Below are 15,273 nucleotides of genomic sequence, written 5' to 3'. Positions count from 1 at the left end.
CCGGTGACTGGCCGGCCGAATCGGTCGGCGGCTGCCATGCCGGCTGCCATGCCGGCCGCAACACCCTGTCCGAGTCGAAAACGAATCCGCGAACAACGCGAACAACGCGAACAAGGAGAACCCCCATGAAAATCGTCGTCGCCACCCATAACGAAGGCAAGCTTGTGGAGATCCGCCGCATCCTCGAAGAGGATCTGGGTGAAGACGCCGCGCACATCGAGCTCGTCTCCGCCGGCAGCCTGCATCTGCCCGACCCGGTGGAAACCGGCGTCACCTTCCAGGAGAACGCTCTGCTCAAGGCCCGCGACGTGGCCAGCCGCACCGGTCTGCCCGCCGTGGCGGACGATTCCGGTCTCATCGTGGATGTGATGGGCAACGCCCCCGGCATCCTCTCCGCCCGTTGGGCCGGTGCGCACGGCCATGACAAGGCCAATAACGCGCTGCTGCTGGCCCAGATCGAAGACATTCCGGATAGCAAGCGCACGGCTCGCTTCCGTTGCGCCGCCGCCTTGGTGGTGCCGGATGTGGAAGCCGGAGCCGATGCGACCGGTGCCGCGTCTGGTGCCGCCGCCGGCTCGGCTATGGTGCAGGCCCGTTACGCCATCAAGTCCGAGACCGTGGAACTGGGAGAAATGCCGGGTACGATCATCCGCAAGCCTCGCGGCGAGCACGGCTTCGGCTACGATCCGCTGTTCGTACCGGACGATCAGCCCGGCCGCACCAGCACCGAACCCGATTATGAAGGCGAGCCGCTGACCAGCGCCGAAATGACTCCGGCCGAGAAAAACGCCATCTCCCACCGTGGCAAGGCCCTCAAGGCCCTCGTCCCCGCCATCGAAGCGCTGCTGGGCTGAGCGCCGAGTCTGCCTTCTGCCGACTGTGGTAATCTGGCTGCCGATTGACTGGTCGTCGGCAGCTTTCATCTCTATGGTTATAGGCTTCGCAAGTCGAAAGAAATCCGAAAGAAAGCCGAAAGAATAAGGAAGAACATGCGTGATTTTGTGCTGGTGCGGTTGAGCGACGATGAGTTCGATGAGTTCTCCGCCAAGCATCCGCAAGGCAATTTCCAACAAACTTCGGCTATGGGACGTCTCCGCGCCGCGCAAGGTGTAGAGGTGGAATATCTGGCCGTCAAGGAACATGACGAGATTGTGGCGGCCGCGCTGTTCGAAACGCATCGCTCCCGTTTGTCCACATTCGCCGCCATTCACGATGGCCCGATGGTTGACTATCACGATGACGAACTGTTGGGCTTTTTCATCGCCCAGCTCAAGGCCCACGCCAAAGCCAAGGGCGCCTCCCAGCTGGAAATCACACCTGAAACCCCGTATCGGCTGCACGATTCGGATGGACAACCGTTGCCTGCCGACGCCGAAGGGGACACCCCGGATGACGAGCTGCTGACCAACCTCCAGTCCCTCGGCTTCAGGCACGGCGGCTTCACCGTGGGATACACGGCCGTGCCGCGCTGGCGCTACCTTAAGGACCTCACAGGCATCGATACGGAATCGGACCTGCTGAAGTCCTACGACAAGCGCACCCAGTGGAGCGTCAAACGCGCCCGTTCGATGGGCGTGCATGTTCGCGAGCTGAACGACGACGAGCTGAATGTGTTCGCCGCCATCGAACAGCAGACGGCCGAGCGTCGCAGCTTTGAATACCGCGGTGAGCAGTACTTCCATCGCTTTAAGCAAGCGTTCGGAGACAAAGCCCACTTTATGGTGGCAGAAATCCACATTGCCGAATATATCGCGGACATGACGGCCAAGCGTGAGGCGCTCGCTGCCAAGGTAGCGACGCTGACCGCCAAAAACGAAGCCCACCCCACTACGAAAACCGAACGTCAGCTCGGCGAAGAGAGCCGTAATCTCGCCGCCGCTGAGAAACGCCTGAATGAGGCCGCTCAATTCGCCAAACAAGGTGATGTACTGCCGGCGGCTGCCTCATTGTTCGTGGAACATCCGCGCGAGACCATATACCTGTTCTCTGGCAGTGTGGAGGAGTACAAGCCGTTCTACGCTTCCGCCCTCATCCAACATGAGGCCATGCTGCACTTGTGCTTGGAGCGCGGTGTGAAGCGGTACAACTTCTATGGCATCGACGGCATTTTCGATGATCCCAACAGTGAGGGCCGCGGCGTGCTGGAATTCAAGCAGGGCTTCAACGGCTATGTGGAGGAACTGCCCGGCGAATTCGAACTGACCGTCAAGCCGCTGGCATATGCCATCAAACAGCTAGTTCACAAAATGCTGGGACGGTAGAAGCCTTTAAAGATTGCGATCGAAGGAAATGTCGCTGCAAACAATTGGAGTTCAACAATATGACTGCGAATGACAAAGACTTCATCCGGAGCTCATCGATCACCGGTGAACAGCTGAATGCTTTTTCTGCTGAGTTTCCACGAGGTGGATTCCAGCAGACAACCGCGATGGGACAGCTGGCGCAGAGACGTGGCAATCCGGTTGATTATCTTGGCGTATGGAAGAACGATACATTGGTCGGCGCTGCTGAGGTGACATATACCCGTGGTCGTTTTGGTTTGGAAGGATCTGTCTGGCTGGGACCGTTGTGTGATCCGCATGATGTTGATGTTCTACGCGAAATGACATCCGCGATACGCAAGGCGGCTCGGGCCCGTAAAGCATTCAGCGTGACAGCTTGGCCCAATGACCTGTACCGTCGGCATGCTTCCGATGGAACGCCTGAAGGTATCGCTGATGATGAAGCCATTGATAATTACATTCATCTTGGATGGAGTCATGCGGGCTTTACTTGTGGCTATGGTGCTGTGGTCAACCGATGGAGTTACGTCAAAGACCTGACCGGCATCGCCGATAGCAAGGCGTTGCTGAAGTCGTACGACAAACGTACGCAGTGGAGCGTCAAACGAGCGCAATCTATGGGCGTGCATGTGCGCGAACTGAACGACGACGAACTGTCCGTGTTTGCGGACATCGAACGGCAGACCGCCGAACGCCGCAGTTTTGCGGCCCGCAATGAGCAGTATTTCCGTCAGTTCAAGGAAGCGTTCGGCAGCAAGGCGCATTTCATGATCGCCGAGATTCATATCGCCGAATACGTGGCGGATATGGAAGCCAAACGCACGGCGCTGCAGGCCAAGGTCGATGCGTTGCAAGCCAAGTACGACGAACACCCCACCACGAAAACCGAACGTCAGCTCGGTGAGGAGAGCCGTAATCTCGCGGCGGCTGAGAAGCGTTTGGCCGAGGCGGCTGAGTTCGCCAAAGATGGAGACGTGCTTCCCGCGGCGGCCTCGCTGTTCGTGGAGCATCCGCAGGAATTCGTCTACCTGTTCTCCGGCAGCGTCGAACAGTACAAGCCGTTCTATGCTTCGGCTTTGATTCAGCACTGGGCGATGAGCAAGTGCTTGGAATTGGGCGTCACCCGCTACAACTTCTACGGCATCTCCGGCGTGTTCGACGATCCGAACGACGAAGGTCGTGGCGTGCTGGAGTTCAAGCAGGGTTTCAACGGCTATGTGGAGGAGCTGATCGGCGAGTTCACGTTGCCGGTGAGCAAGCCACGCTACATGGTCAGCCGTTTGGCTCATACGTTGCTCAAGAGATAGCTTGTAGCGATTCGATGGAAGAGAGTATGGAAGAGAGTTAGGAGTTCAAGTTCAGATGACCCAAAATACGTTCGGGGGGGGGTATACCTCCGGTCCAATTAATGATGACGAGTTGATCGACTTCTCCAGAAGCGCGCTCTGCCCGCAAGGATGCTCCCAGCAAGACAGCGGGCAGATTCGTCTGGCTCGCATGCGCGGGCATATGGTGGAATGCCTCGGTGCACGCAATACGGAGGGGATGCTGGTCAGCGCCTGTGCGATCGTGTATCTCAAAGGCCGATTCGGTGTGGACGGTTCCGTATACTACGGCCCGATCTGTGCTGTCGTCGACGGTCATGACTATTCCGCCGATCGTGAAGTGATCGCAGCCATGACTGCCGCGATCCGCGAATCGGCGAAGCGTCATCATGCCATTTCCGTGGCGTGCTGGCCGAATGAGCTGTACCAGCGTTGTACGGCTGACGGCGAACCCGACGGTGCGCCGAATGCGGCTGCTGTTGAGACATACCGCAGCGCAGGATGGACACATGATGGCTTCCATACGGGCTATGACGTGGTGTGCCAATGGTCCTTCGTCAAGGATCTCACCGGCATCACCACGGGTAAGGAGCTCATGGCCTCGTTTGGCAAGCGCGCTCAGTGGAGTATCAAGCGTGCACAATCCATGGGCGTGCATGTGCGCGAAATCGGCCCGGATGAGTTCCCGGTGTTCTCGCGCATCGAATCGGATACGGCGGCTCGCCGCGGGTTCACAACCCGTAATGAGGCGTATTTCCATCAGTTCAAGGAAGCGTACGGTGACGACGCCCACTTTATGCTGGCGGAAATCCACGTTGCCGAATATCTGGCGGACATGACGGCCAAGCGTTCGGCGCTGGCCAAGAAGGTCGCCGATCTGCAAGCCAAATATGATGAGCGCCCCACCACACGCATCGAGCGCCAGCTGGGGGAGGAGAGCCGTAACCTCGCCGCAGCGGACAAACGTTTGGCGGAGGTCGCCGGGCTCAAGGAGCGAGGCGATGTGGTTCCGGCGGCGGTTTCGTTGTTTGTCAGTCACCCACATGAGGTGATCTACCAGTACTCGGGCAGTGTGGAGGAGTACAAGCCGTTCTATGCTCCGGTGCTGATTCAGTATGAGGCGATGCTGCATCTATGCGTGGAGCAGGGCATCACACGATACAGTTTCGGTGGCATCTCCGGCGTGTTCGACGATCCGAACGACGAGGGCCGAGGCGTGCTGGAGTTCAAGCAGGGCTTCAACGGTTATGCGGAGGAACTGGTCGGCAAGTTCACGCTGGAAATCAATCCGTTCATGTGCGCGGTGAGCCGGCTGGCGCATAAGCTGTTGGGCCGCTAGGCCCACATCCTACGGCAGCTGCACCGGCTCATCTTCCTCGCGCGGATGCCGCTGCCGCCACCAGCGCTGCACGAAGTACGCGGCGTAACACACCACGATAAACACCAGTTCGGCCCCCAGGGCGAACCGCTGCTCCTTGTCGAAGAAGACCAGCAGGAATGACGCCGTACACAGAATGAACGCACCCCATGAAGTCCACGGATAACCGGGCGTCTTGTACTTGAGCTCGTCCACCGAATGTCCGGAGGCGATCCAACGCTTGCGGAACACGATCTGGCAGTATGCGATGGCGATCCACACCACCACGGCAGACAAGCCGGAGAGCGCCACAAGCACCAGATACACGGTGGTGGCGGCGACTGCCGAGGAAAGCAATGCCAGCAGGCCGCCGGCCATTGCGGCGCACAGGGCCAACACCGGCACGCCATGACGGTTCGTCTTGGCGAACCAGCGCGGGATCATGCCTTCATGGCCCATCGACCACACCATGCGCGTGGAGGCGTACAGGCCGGAGTTCGAGGCGGAGAGCACGGCCGTAAGCACCACAAAGTTCATGATGTCCGCTGCGTACGGGATGCCGATGGAGCTGAACACCAGCACGAACGGGCTTTCGCCCACACCGGCCTGACGCCATGGAATCAGTGCGCTCATCACCACAATGGAGCCGATGAAGAACAGTACGAGTCGCCACAGCGTGGTGTGGATGGCTTTCGGCACTGCGGTTTCCGGGTCACGTGTCTCGCCGGCGGTCACGCCGATGAGTTCGGTGCCGGAGAAGGCGAAGTTGACGGTTAGAATCGTGGCGAACACCGGCATGAAACCGTTCGGGAAGATGCCGTCTTTGGTGAGATTGTCGAACAGCGGGGCGTGGTCGTATCCCTTCATCGGCAAAATGCCGAAAATCGCCAGCAGACCGATGCCGATGAACGCGCAGATGGCGAGCACCTTGATGGAGGCGAACCAGAATTCGGCTTCCGCAAAGAACCGTACGGACAGCGCGTTGAGCGTAAAGATCAGTATGATGCAGGCCGCGCTCCACATCCAGGTGGGTGTGTGCGGGAACCATCGCTGCATGAGCAGACCGGCCGCCGTGAATTCGGAGCCGAGCGCCACGGTCCATGTGAGCCAGTACTGGATGGCGATGACGAATCCGGTGCCCGGGCCGATGAACTTTTCGGCGTACACGTGGAACGAGCCGGTCACCGGCATGGCTACGGACAGTTCGCCGAGGGTCAGCATCACCAGGTAGACGATGACCGCGCCGATGCCGTACGCCAGAATCGTACCGATCGGGCCGGCCTGTTGGATGGTGTAGCCGGAGCTCAGGAACAAGCCGGTGCCGATCACGCCGCCCAGCGAAATCATCTGCAGGTGACGTGACTCCATGCCGCGCTTGAGGTTCGTGTGCAGCGCATGCTTGGTGTGGTCCTTACGATTCGTAACGTTGACTGTGCCGTCTGAGCCGCCGTCGGCTGTGCTGTTGGTTTCGCCGGCAACGTCGCCGGCGTTCGGCAATACTGCAGTCGATGATGATGCCGTTGTGGGCTGGGAAGGCGATTGCGTCGCCGTTTCAAGGTCGGATTGGCTCATGCTGCTCTCTCTGACATGCGTGTTCCATGGCGGCCGCCTCAAGACGGCCCGGAACAGTATACCCGTACCGGGCTACGCCTCCACGCAGCTCGGTGCTGCCCAATCTCCGTGTACGCACAACCTGCTTGGCACAACAACAATGCGGTGTTCATCCAACCGCGCCGGTAGCGCGGAAACATGAACACCGCAATGTTACGGTTCGATATCAGATATCGATGGATAATCCGCGGCCGACGGTAACCAGGCTGCGGACGGAGTCGTGATCCAACTGCGATCAGGCGGCGAGCTCTTCGTCTTTGCGGGACTGGGTGGCCGCGGCCGCCGTCTGCCGGGACTGGGCGGCGTCGTTCTGGTGATGGTACTGGAACGCCAGCTCGGCCAGATGCACGCCGTGGGTGAGGAACTCGTGCGTGCGGCACACGTAGTCGTGCTCGCGGCCCAGCTTGGCGATGTAGCCGTTGATGTAATCGACCTCGGTCTTGCGGCCGCGGCTCATGTCCTGATACATCGACGGGTAGTGCAGCGGGTTGCCGGTGCGACTCACGTAGTCGACGGACTCCAGTTCCTCGGCGCGCGTGTTGATGAGCTTGATGCCGGCGCGCTCGCATGCGTCGTAGGCCTCGTTGATCAGCTGCATGGCCATATCGCGGGCACCTGGGTAGCTGATGAACTGGCCCATCGTGATCTGGTACATGGTGCACAGCGTGTTCACCACGGAGTTGAACACGATCTTGGCCATGCACATGCCCTTGAAGTCGTCGGAGATCTCCGGGTTGAGGTTGGCCTGCTGGAAGTCGGCGAACATGGCCTTCTCGATGTCGGTGACCTTGTTGGTCATGGCGCACATGTGCATGGTGCCCGCGCCGGACTTGCCGATGAAGTCCACATCGCCCGGGCCGTTCAGCACGGTGGCGACGAGCGCGGTACCGCCGTAGATGCGATCCTCGGAGAAGTACTGGGCGATCTTCTCGAAGTGGCCCCAGCCGTTCATCGCGCTGAAGGCCACCTGATGATCCTTGAACAGGTGTGCGCAGCGCTTGAGCATATCTTCGAGCTGCATCTGCTTCATGAAGATGATCCACACGTCCGGATCGCCGTCGTACTCTTCGGGCGTATACAGGTTGATCGGGATGAGGCGGCGGTTCTCATGGTCGCGGCTGACGTAGACGCCGCCCTGCTCGCGAATCTTGTCGATATGCGGCGCCCATGCGTCGATGAAGTCCACGTGCGCGTTGGTGTGTTCCTGCAACAGGATGCCGTAACGCAGACCCATTGCGCCTGCGCCGATAACGGTGTATTTCATGATGAATTCCTCTATGGGATTGATGCGATTGTCGAATTGCGCCGCATCTGACGCCCGACGGGGTTTCGGAAAGTATGCGCCATGCGGCTTGCGATAGATGTATGCAAGCGATCTTGTGAACCGCGGATATCCATCGTGCTGTTGGCATCACACCGTAGCACCGCACGTCGTCTTGCACAGGCTTGCCGCACGGCATGGGTCACATTGCGGTCATGCCAGTGTTCGCATGATGGTCGGCCTTGTGCGGGTGCGCGGCGGGTGTCGCGCGCATTATTCGCGATACGTGCGATACATATGCGGCGCGTACAGTGTTGCGCATGAGCGCTTCCGTCACCTATAGCGATGTGATTTTCGATTTCTGCGATGTACTGGTCGATTGGCGGCCGCGGCTTGCGATTGAGGGAGTCGTCTCGCCCGACGCCGCCGACCGACTGTTCGACAGAGACGACCCGTACGGATTCTGGCATTACGATGAACTGTCCGATCTGGGATGGAGCGAGGAACATATTCTTGCGGATTACGCCGCTCACCATGGCATCGGCAACGTTCCGGTGTCGCAATCACCGGAACTTCAGGCTTTTCGCACGTATTTCATTCGTCAGCGACTGGCGCTGGCCGGTATGCTGCCCGGCATGGCAACGTTGTTGCGCGACTTGGACGCGGCCGGCGTGCGCTGCTGGGGCCTGACGAACTTCACCACAAAATTTGTGGACGCGGCGCGCGAACTGTTCCCGGAACTGAGCCTGTTGCGCGATATCGTCGTCTCCAGCGCCGAACGCATCCATAAGCCGGACCCTGAAATCTACCGTCGTGCCGTCGCCCGTTTCGGCGTCGACCCGGCGCATACGGCGTTCGTCGACGATAAGCAGCGCAACGCCGACGCGGCGTCCGCGGCCGTCTTAGGACTGACCGGCATCCGCTTCACCGATGCGGCCTCCCTGCGTCCGCTGCTGCTCGCGTAATACGTTGCGTACGTACGCAATCGCCGCACGCGTGCTGTAGCTGCCACGTGCGCCACCGTCGCCCGTCCGGCGCAAGAAACCTGAAGAAACCTTGAGAACTCCCATCGGGTTTCATGAATTTGGCCGTCCCTTCATGGTTGGCGCGTTATGGTAACGCGGTTGAGCAATTCGTAGGAATTCGTGGGAATCCGTGGGGGAGGGCGGTATGCAGGACTCCGTATGGATGAAAACGATGATGGGATGGTCGTTGGTCGGCGGCGTGCTGCCGTGGACTGTGTTCGGCGTAACCGCGTTGGTTGCGGTCGTGCTGCTGATGCTGATGATTGCGGGAGAGATTCGTCATCGGTCCCTCCGCGTTGCGCCGGCCTCGGCACCATCCGGTAGCACCGCTCACCTCACCCTGTGGTCGCGCCCCCTGCCGCTCTCGACGATCGTCATGATCGCGGCCGCGATAATCGGCACCGTCGCGGCTTGGCTGATATCCGACGTGTTCATGGTGTTCGGCGTCTCGCTCGGCTGGTCCGTGATCTGTACCATAGGTGCCGGAATCGCGGCGTTGGGATTCGCGATCGCGGCTGCCGCGCGAACCCATCGTATGCGCCGGGTGTGCGCGATCGTACTGGTTCCGCTGATCCTGATGTCCACCGGATTGGGTGTGGACGGCATCTACGGCGAATATCAGACGGTCGGCAGTCTGGTGGGGTACGCGCCTTACGCTTCGATCGATTCGGTGGATGTACATAAGTCCGTGATGAGCGTGGCGCAATGGCTGGCCGACGCGCAACGTGATGCGCTGCCGGATATGCCGCAACAGGGCAAGGTGCTTACGGTGGATATTCCGAACACCAAGTCCGATTTCAACGCACGCAGGGCAATGATCTACCTGCCGCCCGCAGCGTTGAGCAAACAGCCGCCCGCACTGCCGGTGATGGAGCTGCTTGCCGGCCAGCCCGGCAGTCCGGGGCGACTGATCGCCGCCGGTGGCATCGCCGCGATGATGGACAGTTATGCCGCCGGCCATCACGGTCTGGCGCCGATCGTGCTGGTGCCAGACCAGAACGGCGCGGACACCCATAACAGTCTGTGCGCGGACACCACCCAGGGCAATGCGGAAACATACCTGACCCAAGACGTGGTGACGTGGGCCAAGCGTACGCTTCCCGTGGCCACGGACGCATCGATGTGGGCCATCGGAGGATTCTCCCAGGGCGGGACCTGCACCACCCAGCTTGCCCCTCGCCATCCGGAAATCTATGGCGCCATGCTGCCGGTGGACGGCGAGCTGAAGCCCACCAACGGTACTGTCGATGAGATGGTGCGCAACTATTTCGCCGGCGACCGTACGGCTTACGACGCTCAGGTGCCGGTCAATGCGATCGCCGCAACCGGTTCCTCCAGTCAGGCGTTGTTCGCCGGTGCCGGAGAACGGGATAGCGAATCAATCACAAACATGCGCACGATTGCGGCGGCCGCGCGCAAGGCGGGCATGGAAGTCACCGAACTGCTGGTGCCGAACACCGGTCACGATTGGCATGCCGTACAGGCTGTATGGAAGCCCGGACTGGAGTGGTTCGGGCAGCGGACCGGATTGGGAACGATGACGAAGCCATTGAAGGACTACAGCCAAGTGGAGGTGCTGCAATGAACGATGACGCAACAATCAAACCGAATCAGAACAATCGCCGTCCCGCAGCCTCCCGTACATCCGACAACTGGAAGGCGCTGGCCGACGACGCACGACGATGGGTGAACGAGCACCGGTTGTGCGTCAGCGCCACCGCAGGTCTGGTGGCATTGAATCTGGTCGTCTGGCTGGTCAATGCGATGGCCGGATTCGCGTTCCCGCTGCGTCTCAACACCAGTATGGCGGAGTTCAGTCTCGGCAAGCTCGTCGCGTCCTTGTTCCTGGCCCGTGGCGTACTGCAGCTGATGTTCGACGCCGTGCTGTGGATCGTCATGCTGTCGATCGCCGAAACCCGACTGGGCCGTCGGCGCACTGTCAGCATGGCGTTCGGCTGCGCTGCGGTTGGCATCGTCGTAGGTCTCGCCTTATGCTGGGCGACCGGCTGGATGTTCCAGGATTCCCGTGTGGTTTCGCGTATCGGATTCGCGTTGAGCCCGCTGGTATTGCCCATCGGGGCGATGATGGCGGCCAGCGCATGGTGCAGTCATCTGTGGCGTCGCCGTATCCGGCTCATCGGCTATGTGGCGATTCTCGTCGTGCTGCTCTACAGCGGCAATCCCGGCGTGTATTGCATCTTGGCGGCCGCGCTCGCCGGTCATATCGCCGGACGTGTGATGGCCGGTCGTTCTGCGTCCCCGACTTCGTCCTCGGCGGCTGAAATCGGTTGGCATTGGCTGCGCAGCACTTCCTTCGAGGCTCGCAGAATGTTCGCCGCGATCGCCGTAGTGCTGGCGTTGGGTCCTGTGATCGCCATCACCTCGCATAATCACGCCGGTCCGCTAAGCACCATCGGCCTGTTGATGAGTCCGGCCGCCGCCGACGACCACACCTTGGCCCGATGCCTTGCCGGCGATACCCACAATGGCTGCTTCCTGCAGTTTGACCTGATGCGCGCTTCGATGCCCGGTGCCGTGCTGCGCTCGCTACTGCCGACGGCCGTCATGCTGGTGCTGGCATGGGGCCTGTATCGCGGCCGTCGCTTCGCGGCCATTGCGGCTTCGGCGATCAATCTGGTCACTGCCGGACTCGCCGTCGCCTACTATTTCATCGTCCCGCTGAGCTTCGCGCCGGACGGCATGATGTCGTTGCTGCAGCATGGCGTCCTCTCCGCCTGCGTGACGAACGCCTTGCCGCCACTGATGTTTGCGGTCGCGCTTGCGGTATCGATGCGATACTTCCCGGTCCGTATCGGCTGGCGGCGTCTGATCGGTGGCATGGGAGCGATGGTGGTGACGCTGCTGGCTTGCGCAGGCGTGTATCTGCTCTACGGATTGGCGCAGCCGGACGAATTCTCGCCGAACGCCACAGCGACGTCGTTGCTGGCCGAATTGCCGGGACGTTTCCTGCCCATCGGATTCCTGAGTCATATGAGGCTTTCGTTCGTACCTCGCACGCCGGTGGCGTCCGTGATTTACCAAGGCGTCGGATTGGTGTTCTGGATTGTGGTGCTCATTGTGGTGATTCGTTGGATGGGTGATGTCAGCCGCTCCAACGACCGTGCTCAGGAGCGTGCCGGACGATTGGTGGAAACCGGCGGCGAATCGATGAGCTTCATGACCACGTGGGAAGGCAACAGCTACTGGATGTCTCCCACCGGCAAGTCGGCGGTGGCCTATCGTGTGCTCAACGGCATTGCCCTGACATGCACCGGCCCGTTCGGTGATTCTACGGAATGGTCGAACGATCTTGTCGGTTTCACGCAGTATTGCGTCGAACGGTCGTGGTCTCCGGTGTTCTACAGTGTGCATCGTGCCCAGCGTGATCGGCTGGTGGCCAGCGGCTGGCAATCCATCGAGGTCGGCAGCGAGATGGTGGTCGATCCGCGCACGTGGAAAACCACCGGCAAGAAATGGCAGGATGTCCGTACGGCCATCAACAAGGCCAAGCGCGACGGCATCACCGATGTGCAGTCCACATTCCTTGAATCTCCGCTGGACGTGCGCGAACAGATCGAGGATATTTCCGAGGAATGGGCGCAGCTCAAGGCGCTGCCGGAGATGAAGTTCACGCTCGGCGGTGTCGAGGAGCTGCGCGATCCGCGCGTACGGCTGCTCTACGCCGTGGACGCGAACGGACGTGTGCTGGGCGTCACCAGTTGGCTGCCCACATGGCGTGACGGCCGCGTGATCGGCTGGACGCTTGATTTCATGCGCCATCGCACGGATAGTCCCAACGGCATCATGGAGTTCCTCATCGCGCGTATGGCCGAGCGTTTGCGTGACGAAGGCCAGGCTGATCCGGAACATGCCGTGGAGTTCATGAGCCTGTCTGCGGCGCCCCTGGCCGGTATGAATCCTGAGCGGGACAATGTTTCCGGCTCTGCTGCGGGTGGCGGGACGTCGAACGAGGGCGTCCGGGTGCTTCAACATGCGTTGCAGATCGTGGCCGATTGGATGGAGCCGGCCTACGGATTCCATTCGCTGTTCAACTTCAAGCGCAAGTTCCAGCCGGCCGAGGTGCCCGTATATGTGTGCTATCCCGATCCGGCCGCACTGCCGACGATCGGCTTGGCGGTGGTGCGCGCCTACGTGCCGTCCGTCACGCCCGCCGAGGTGACTGGCATGCTCAAGACGTTGCGCTCGTAGCGGCGGTCTAGCGCTGGTACGGCGGGTGTGGGTGCGGGGTTGGCTCCGGAAGCGGGGTGCCGTCCAAGGTCCGGTCCGGTCTTTCAGTCCTCGTCTGCAATCTGCTCCGCATCCCACCTGAGCGCGAGCACTTCAGAGCTCTTGGCCCGAATAGCGCATTTTGTGTTCACATAAATCAAGCGAGAAGCCGCCAAAATCACTTTGTGCGCCGACGCGTGAAATCACAATCGTTGGAATTTCGCCCTTTCCTGCATGGCCGACCCCGATAGGGATTTATGGTGGCGCGCACAAATCACGATTTTGGAGAGATAACGCGACTCGTGCACATGTGCCACGCCCGAATCCCAACAGATTGCATCCAGCCCGTAGCGGGATGCAATCTGATTCAGCAATTCGCGTACGCCGATTGTCCTTGAATGGTCTCGGGCGACGCGGCTCATACCGTCTTGGTCGGATCCTTTTGGAGGAAGAGGAAGACGAGGGCCGCAACCAGGAGAATCGCAATCGAAAGCACGCCGAGACTGGCATTGCCGGTCAGGGACGTGGTGGTGGCCACGAGGAATGTGCCGAGAATCGAGGCGGTTTTGCCGAAGATATCGTAGAAGCCGTAGTACTCGTTGGCGTGGTCCTTGGGGATGATCTTGCCGTAGTACGAGCGGGAAAGCGCTTGGATGCCGCCTTGGAACATGCCCACCAGAATCGCGAGGATCCAGAATTCCAGCGCGGATTTCAGGAAGAACGTGGCGAAGAAGACGATGCCCATGTATGCCGCCACGGCCACGGTGATCATCGGTTTGCATCCGAAGCGCCCGGCCAGCCGGCCATAGAGGATCGCGCACGGGAACGCCACGAACTGTGTGACCAACAGAGCCACCACCAACTGGGTGGAGTCGATGCCAAGCTGCGTGCCGTAGGAGGTGCTCATCGAAATCACCGTGTTCACGGCGTCGATGTAGAAGAAGAACGCCACCATGAACATCCACAACGGCTTGTTCCGTACGATCTTGCCGAATGTGGAGCCAAGCTCACGGAACGTGCCGCGGATCGCCTCGCGCGCATGGTCGCGAGTGGCGCGATAATGCACCTGACGGTAGCTGGTGATCAGCGGAATCGTAAACGCCACCCACCATACGGCCGTAATCACGAACGAAGCACGCGTGCAGGCCACGGTTGACCAGCCGAACAACGCCGGGCCACCGAAGATCAGCGCGATGCAGACGATGAACGGTACGGTGGAACCCACGTAGCCCCAGCCGTAGCCGTGCGAGGAGACTTTATCCATTCGTCCGTTGGTGGTGGTGTCGATCAGCATCGAATCGTAGAAGGTCAGCGAACCATTCAATCCGATGGTGGCGAGCACATACACAATCAGGAACGGCAGCCAAGTCAATGGCAGCGCCATTGCGCAGCACATCACCACGCCGGTGCCGAAGAATCCGAGGAAGAACTTGATTTTCATGCCCTGTACGTCGGCGATGGAGCCGAGCAGCGGCATCAGCAGCGCGATAACCAGCGACGCGATGGTCTGTGCATACCCCCATGCGGACACGATATTGCCGTCCGCCGGCATCAGCGACTTCGCATAGATCGGGATGACGGCCGTGCTCAGCAGCACGAATGCGGAATTGCCGACGTCGTAGACGATCCACTTCTTTTCGCGTGTGGATAGCTTGCCGTTTGGCGGTATCGGGAATTCGCCGGTCGCCAGCGCCTGCGGAGCGTCCGTGCCTTTCAGGGCGGTTGTGGTATCTGCCGAGCCGGTACTGCCCGTGGTGTGTGTCATATAACGCTCCTCGTAATGGTCAATCCAATCTATCGTAAAAGCGATTTGGTGCGTAAGAGGGGCGCGGAAGTTGAACGGAACATGAATTCCTGTACAGCGGGAGACTGTTTCGAGACGGTTCGCGATCATCTTCTATACAGGAAATATTAAGAAGAGTATGATGCGGCATAGGCGACAGTGGTGTTGTGTTGTCTAGCGGCTCAGATGTGTCGTGCGACGTTTCAGCAGATCATGCGGTTATATGATTCGCGAGCCTCGGCGAAATTGATGGACCGTGTCCCTGTACGCAATTGAGGGTTAAGTAAAGAAACGTGGGTCTTATCCGCGCGTGTCATCGCGTGGCGTGGATTATTTTGAGCGTCCTGCCCATCCTTTTCTGATGCCGAATCCGTTCTCGTAGGCATCGATGCCGACGGCCGG

The 15,273-nt window shown here is 60.1% G+C and carries 10 protein-coding genes; 7 read left to right on the top strand and 3 right to left on the bottom strand.

Annotated elements, in window-relative coordinates; translation table 11 throughout:
• Window positions 1-125: 125 nt before the first annotated feature.
• The 4 genes from G1C97_RS09540 to G1C97_RS09525 all read left to right on the top strand — a co-directional run bounded on the left by G1C97_RS09540 (window position 126) and on the right by G1C97_RS09525 (window position 4,946).
• Window positions 126-854, top strand: coding sequence for a non-canonical purine NTP pyrophosphatase (locus G1C97_RS09540; RefSeq protein ID WP_169241563.1), 729 nt, complete (start codon window positions 126-128; stop codon window positions 852-854).
• 135 nt (window positions 855-989) lie between these two features.
• Window positions 990-2,261 carry an aminoacyltransferase gene (locus tag G1C97_RS09535; protein WP_169241562.1) on the top strand — a complete coding sequence of 424 codons (1,272 nt, stop codon included), beginning with the start codon at window positions 990-992 and terminating at the stop codon, window positions 2,259-2,261.
• Between the two features lie 59 nt (window positions 2,262-2,320).
• The gene (locus G1C97_RS09530; RefSeq protein WP_169241561.1) at window positions 2,321-3,589 is read left to right on the top strand and encodes an aminoacyltransferase; all 1,269 of its coding nucleotides are present in this window, start codon (window positions 2,321-2,323) and stop codon (window positions 3,587-3,589) included.
• Between the two features lie 55 nt (window positions 3,590-3,644).
• Entirely contained in the window at window positions 3,645-4,946 is a 1,302-nt protein-coding gene (locus G1C97_RS09525; protein WP_169241560.1) for an aminoacyltransferase, read from the top strand.
• 9 nt (window positions 4,947-4,955) lie between these two features.
• Here the strand turns inward: G1C97_RS09525 and G1C97_RS09520 are convergent, their stop codons facing one another.
• The gene (locus tag G1C97_RS09520; protein ID WP_169241559.1) at window positions 4,956-6,536 is read right to left on the bottom strand and encodes an amino acid permease; all 1,581 of its coding nucleotides are present in this window, start codon (window positions 6,534-6,536) and stop codon (window positions 4,956-4,958) included.
• A gap of 274 nt (window positions 6,537-6,810) precedes the next feature.
• The gene (locus G1C97_RS09515) at window positions 6,811-7,839 is read right to left on the bottom strand and encodes a ketopantoate reductase family protein (protein WP_169241558.1); all 1,029 of its coding nucleotides are present in this window, start codon (window positions 7,837-7,839) and stop codon (window positions 6,811-6,813) included.
• A gap of 317 nt (window positions 7,840-8,156) precedes the next feature.
• Here G1C97_RS09515 and G1C97_RS09510 point away from each other — a divergent pair, with 317 nt between their 5' ends.
• The 3 genes from G1C97_RS09510 (at window position 8,157) to G1C97_RS09500 (ending at window position 13,070) form a co-directional block, all read left to right on the top strand.
• Entirely contained in the window at window positions 8,157-8,801 is a 645-nt protein-coding gene (locus G1C97_RS09510; protein ID WP_169241557.1) for an HAD-IA family hydrolase, read from the top strand.
• A gap of 205 nt (window positions 8,802-9,006) precedes the next feature.
• Window positions 9,007-10,446 carry an alpha/beta hydrolase gene (locus tag G1C97_RS09505; RefSeq protein WP_169241556.1) on the top strand — a complete coding sequence of 480 codons (1,440 nt, stop codon included), beginning with the start codon at window positions 9,007-9,009 and terminating at the stop codon, window positions 10,444-10,446.
• Window positions 10,443-13,070 (top strand): bifunctional lysylphosphatidylglycerol flippase/synthetase MprF, encoded by a 2,628-nt coding sequence (locus G1C97_RS09500; protein ID WP_169241555.1) that lies wholly within the window; start codon window positions 10,443-10,445, stop codon window positions 13,068-13,070. Before G1C97_RS09505 ends, G1C97_RS09500 begins: the two co-directional genes overlap by 4 nt.
• A gap of 436 nt (window positions 13,071-13,506) precedes the next feature.
• On the opposite strand, the gene G1C97_RS09495 is transcribed toward G1C97_RS09500, so the two are convergent.
• Window positions 13,507-14,853 (bottom strand): MFS transporter, encoded by a 1,347-nt coding sequence (locus G1C97_RS09495; protein ID WP_240951101.1) that lies wholly within the window; start codon window positions 14,851-14,853, stop codon window positions 13,507-13,509.
• Window positions 14,854-15,273 lie beyond the last annotated feature (420 nt).

Source organism: Bifidobacterium olomucense (assembly GCF_012932375.1).
Classification (GTDB): Bacteria; Actinomycetota; Actinomycetes; order Actinomycetales; family Bifidobacteriaceae; genus Bifidobacterium; species Bifidobacterium olomucense.
This window is presented reverse-complemented; position numbering and strand designations above follow the sequence as displayed.

Bases quoted from the DNA above. Each gene is read 5' to 3' on its own strand.
- G1C97_RS09515 (WP_169241558.1), bottom strand. From the start codon at position 7,839: ATGAAATACACCGTTATCGGCGCAGGCGCAATGGGTCTGCGTTACGGC.
- G1C97_RS09505 (WP_169241556.1), top strand. From the start codon at position 9,007: ATGCAGGACTCCGTATGGATGAAAACGATGATGGGATGGTCGTTGGTC.
- G1C97_RS09510 (WP_169241557.1), top strand. From the start codon at position 8,157: ATGAGCGCTTCCGTCACCTATAGCGATGTGATTTTCGATTTCTGCGAT.
- G1C97_RS09530 (WP_169241561.1), top strand. From the start codon at position 2,321: ATGACTGCGAATGACAAAGACTTCATCCGGAGCTCATCGATCACCGGT.
- G1C97_RS09535 (WP_169241562.1), top strand. From the start codon at position 990: ATGCGTGATTTTGTGCTGGTGCGGTTGAGCGACGATGAGTTCGATGAG.
- G1C97_RS09540 (WP_169241563.1), top strand. From the start codon at position 126: ATGAAAATCGTCGTCGCCACCCATAACGAAGGCAAGCTTGTGGAGATC.
- G1C97_RS09495 (WP_240951101.1), bottom strand. From the start codon at position 14,853: ATGACACACACCACGGGCAGTACCGGCTCGGCAGATACCACAACCGCC.
- G1C97_RS09525 (WP_169241560.1), top strand. From the start codon at position 3,645: ATGACCCAAAATACGTTCGGGGGGGGGTATACCTCCGGTCCAATTAAT.
- G1C97_RS09520 (WP_169241559.1), bottom strand. From the start codon at position 6,536: ATGAGCCAATCCGACCTTGAAACGGCGACGCAATCGCCTTCCCAGCCC.
- G1C97_RS09500 (WP_169241555.1), top strand. From the start codon at position 10,443: ATGAACGATGACGCAACAATCAAACCGAATCAGAACAATCGCCGTCCC.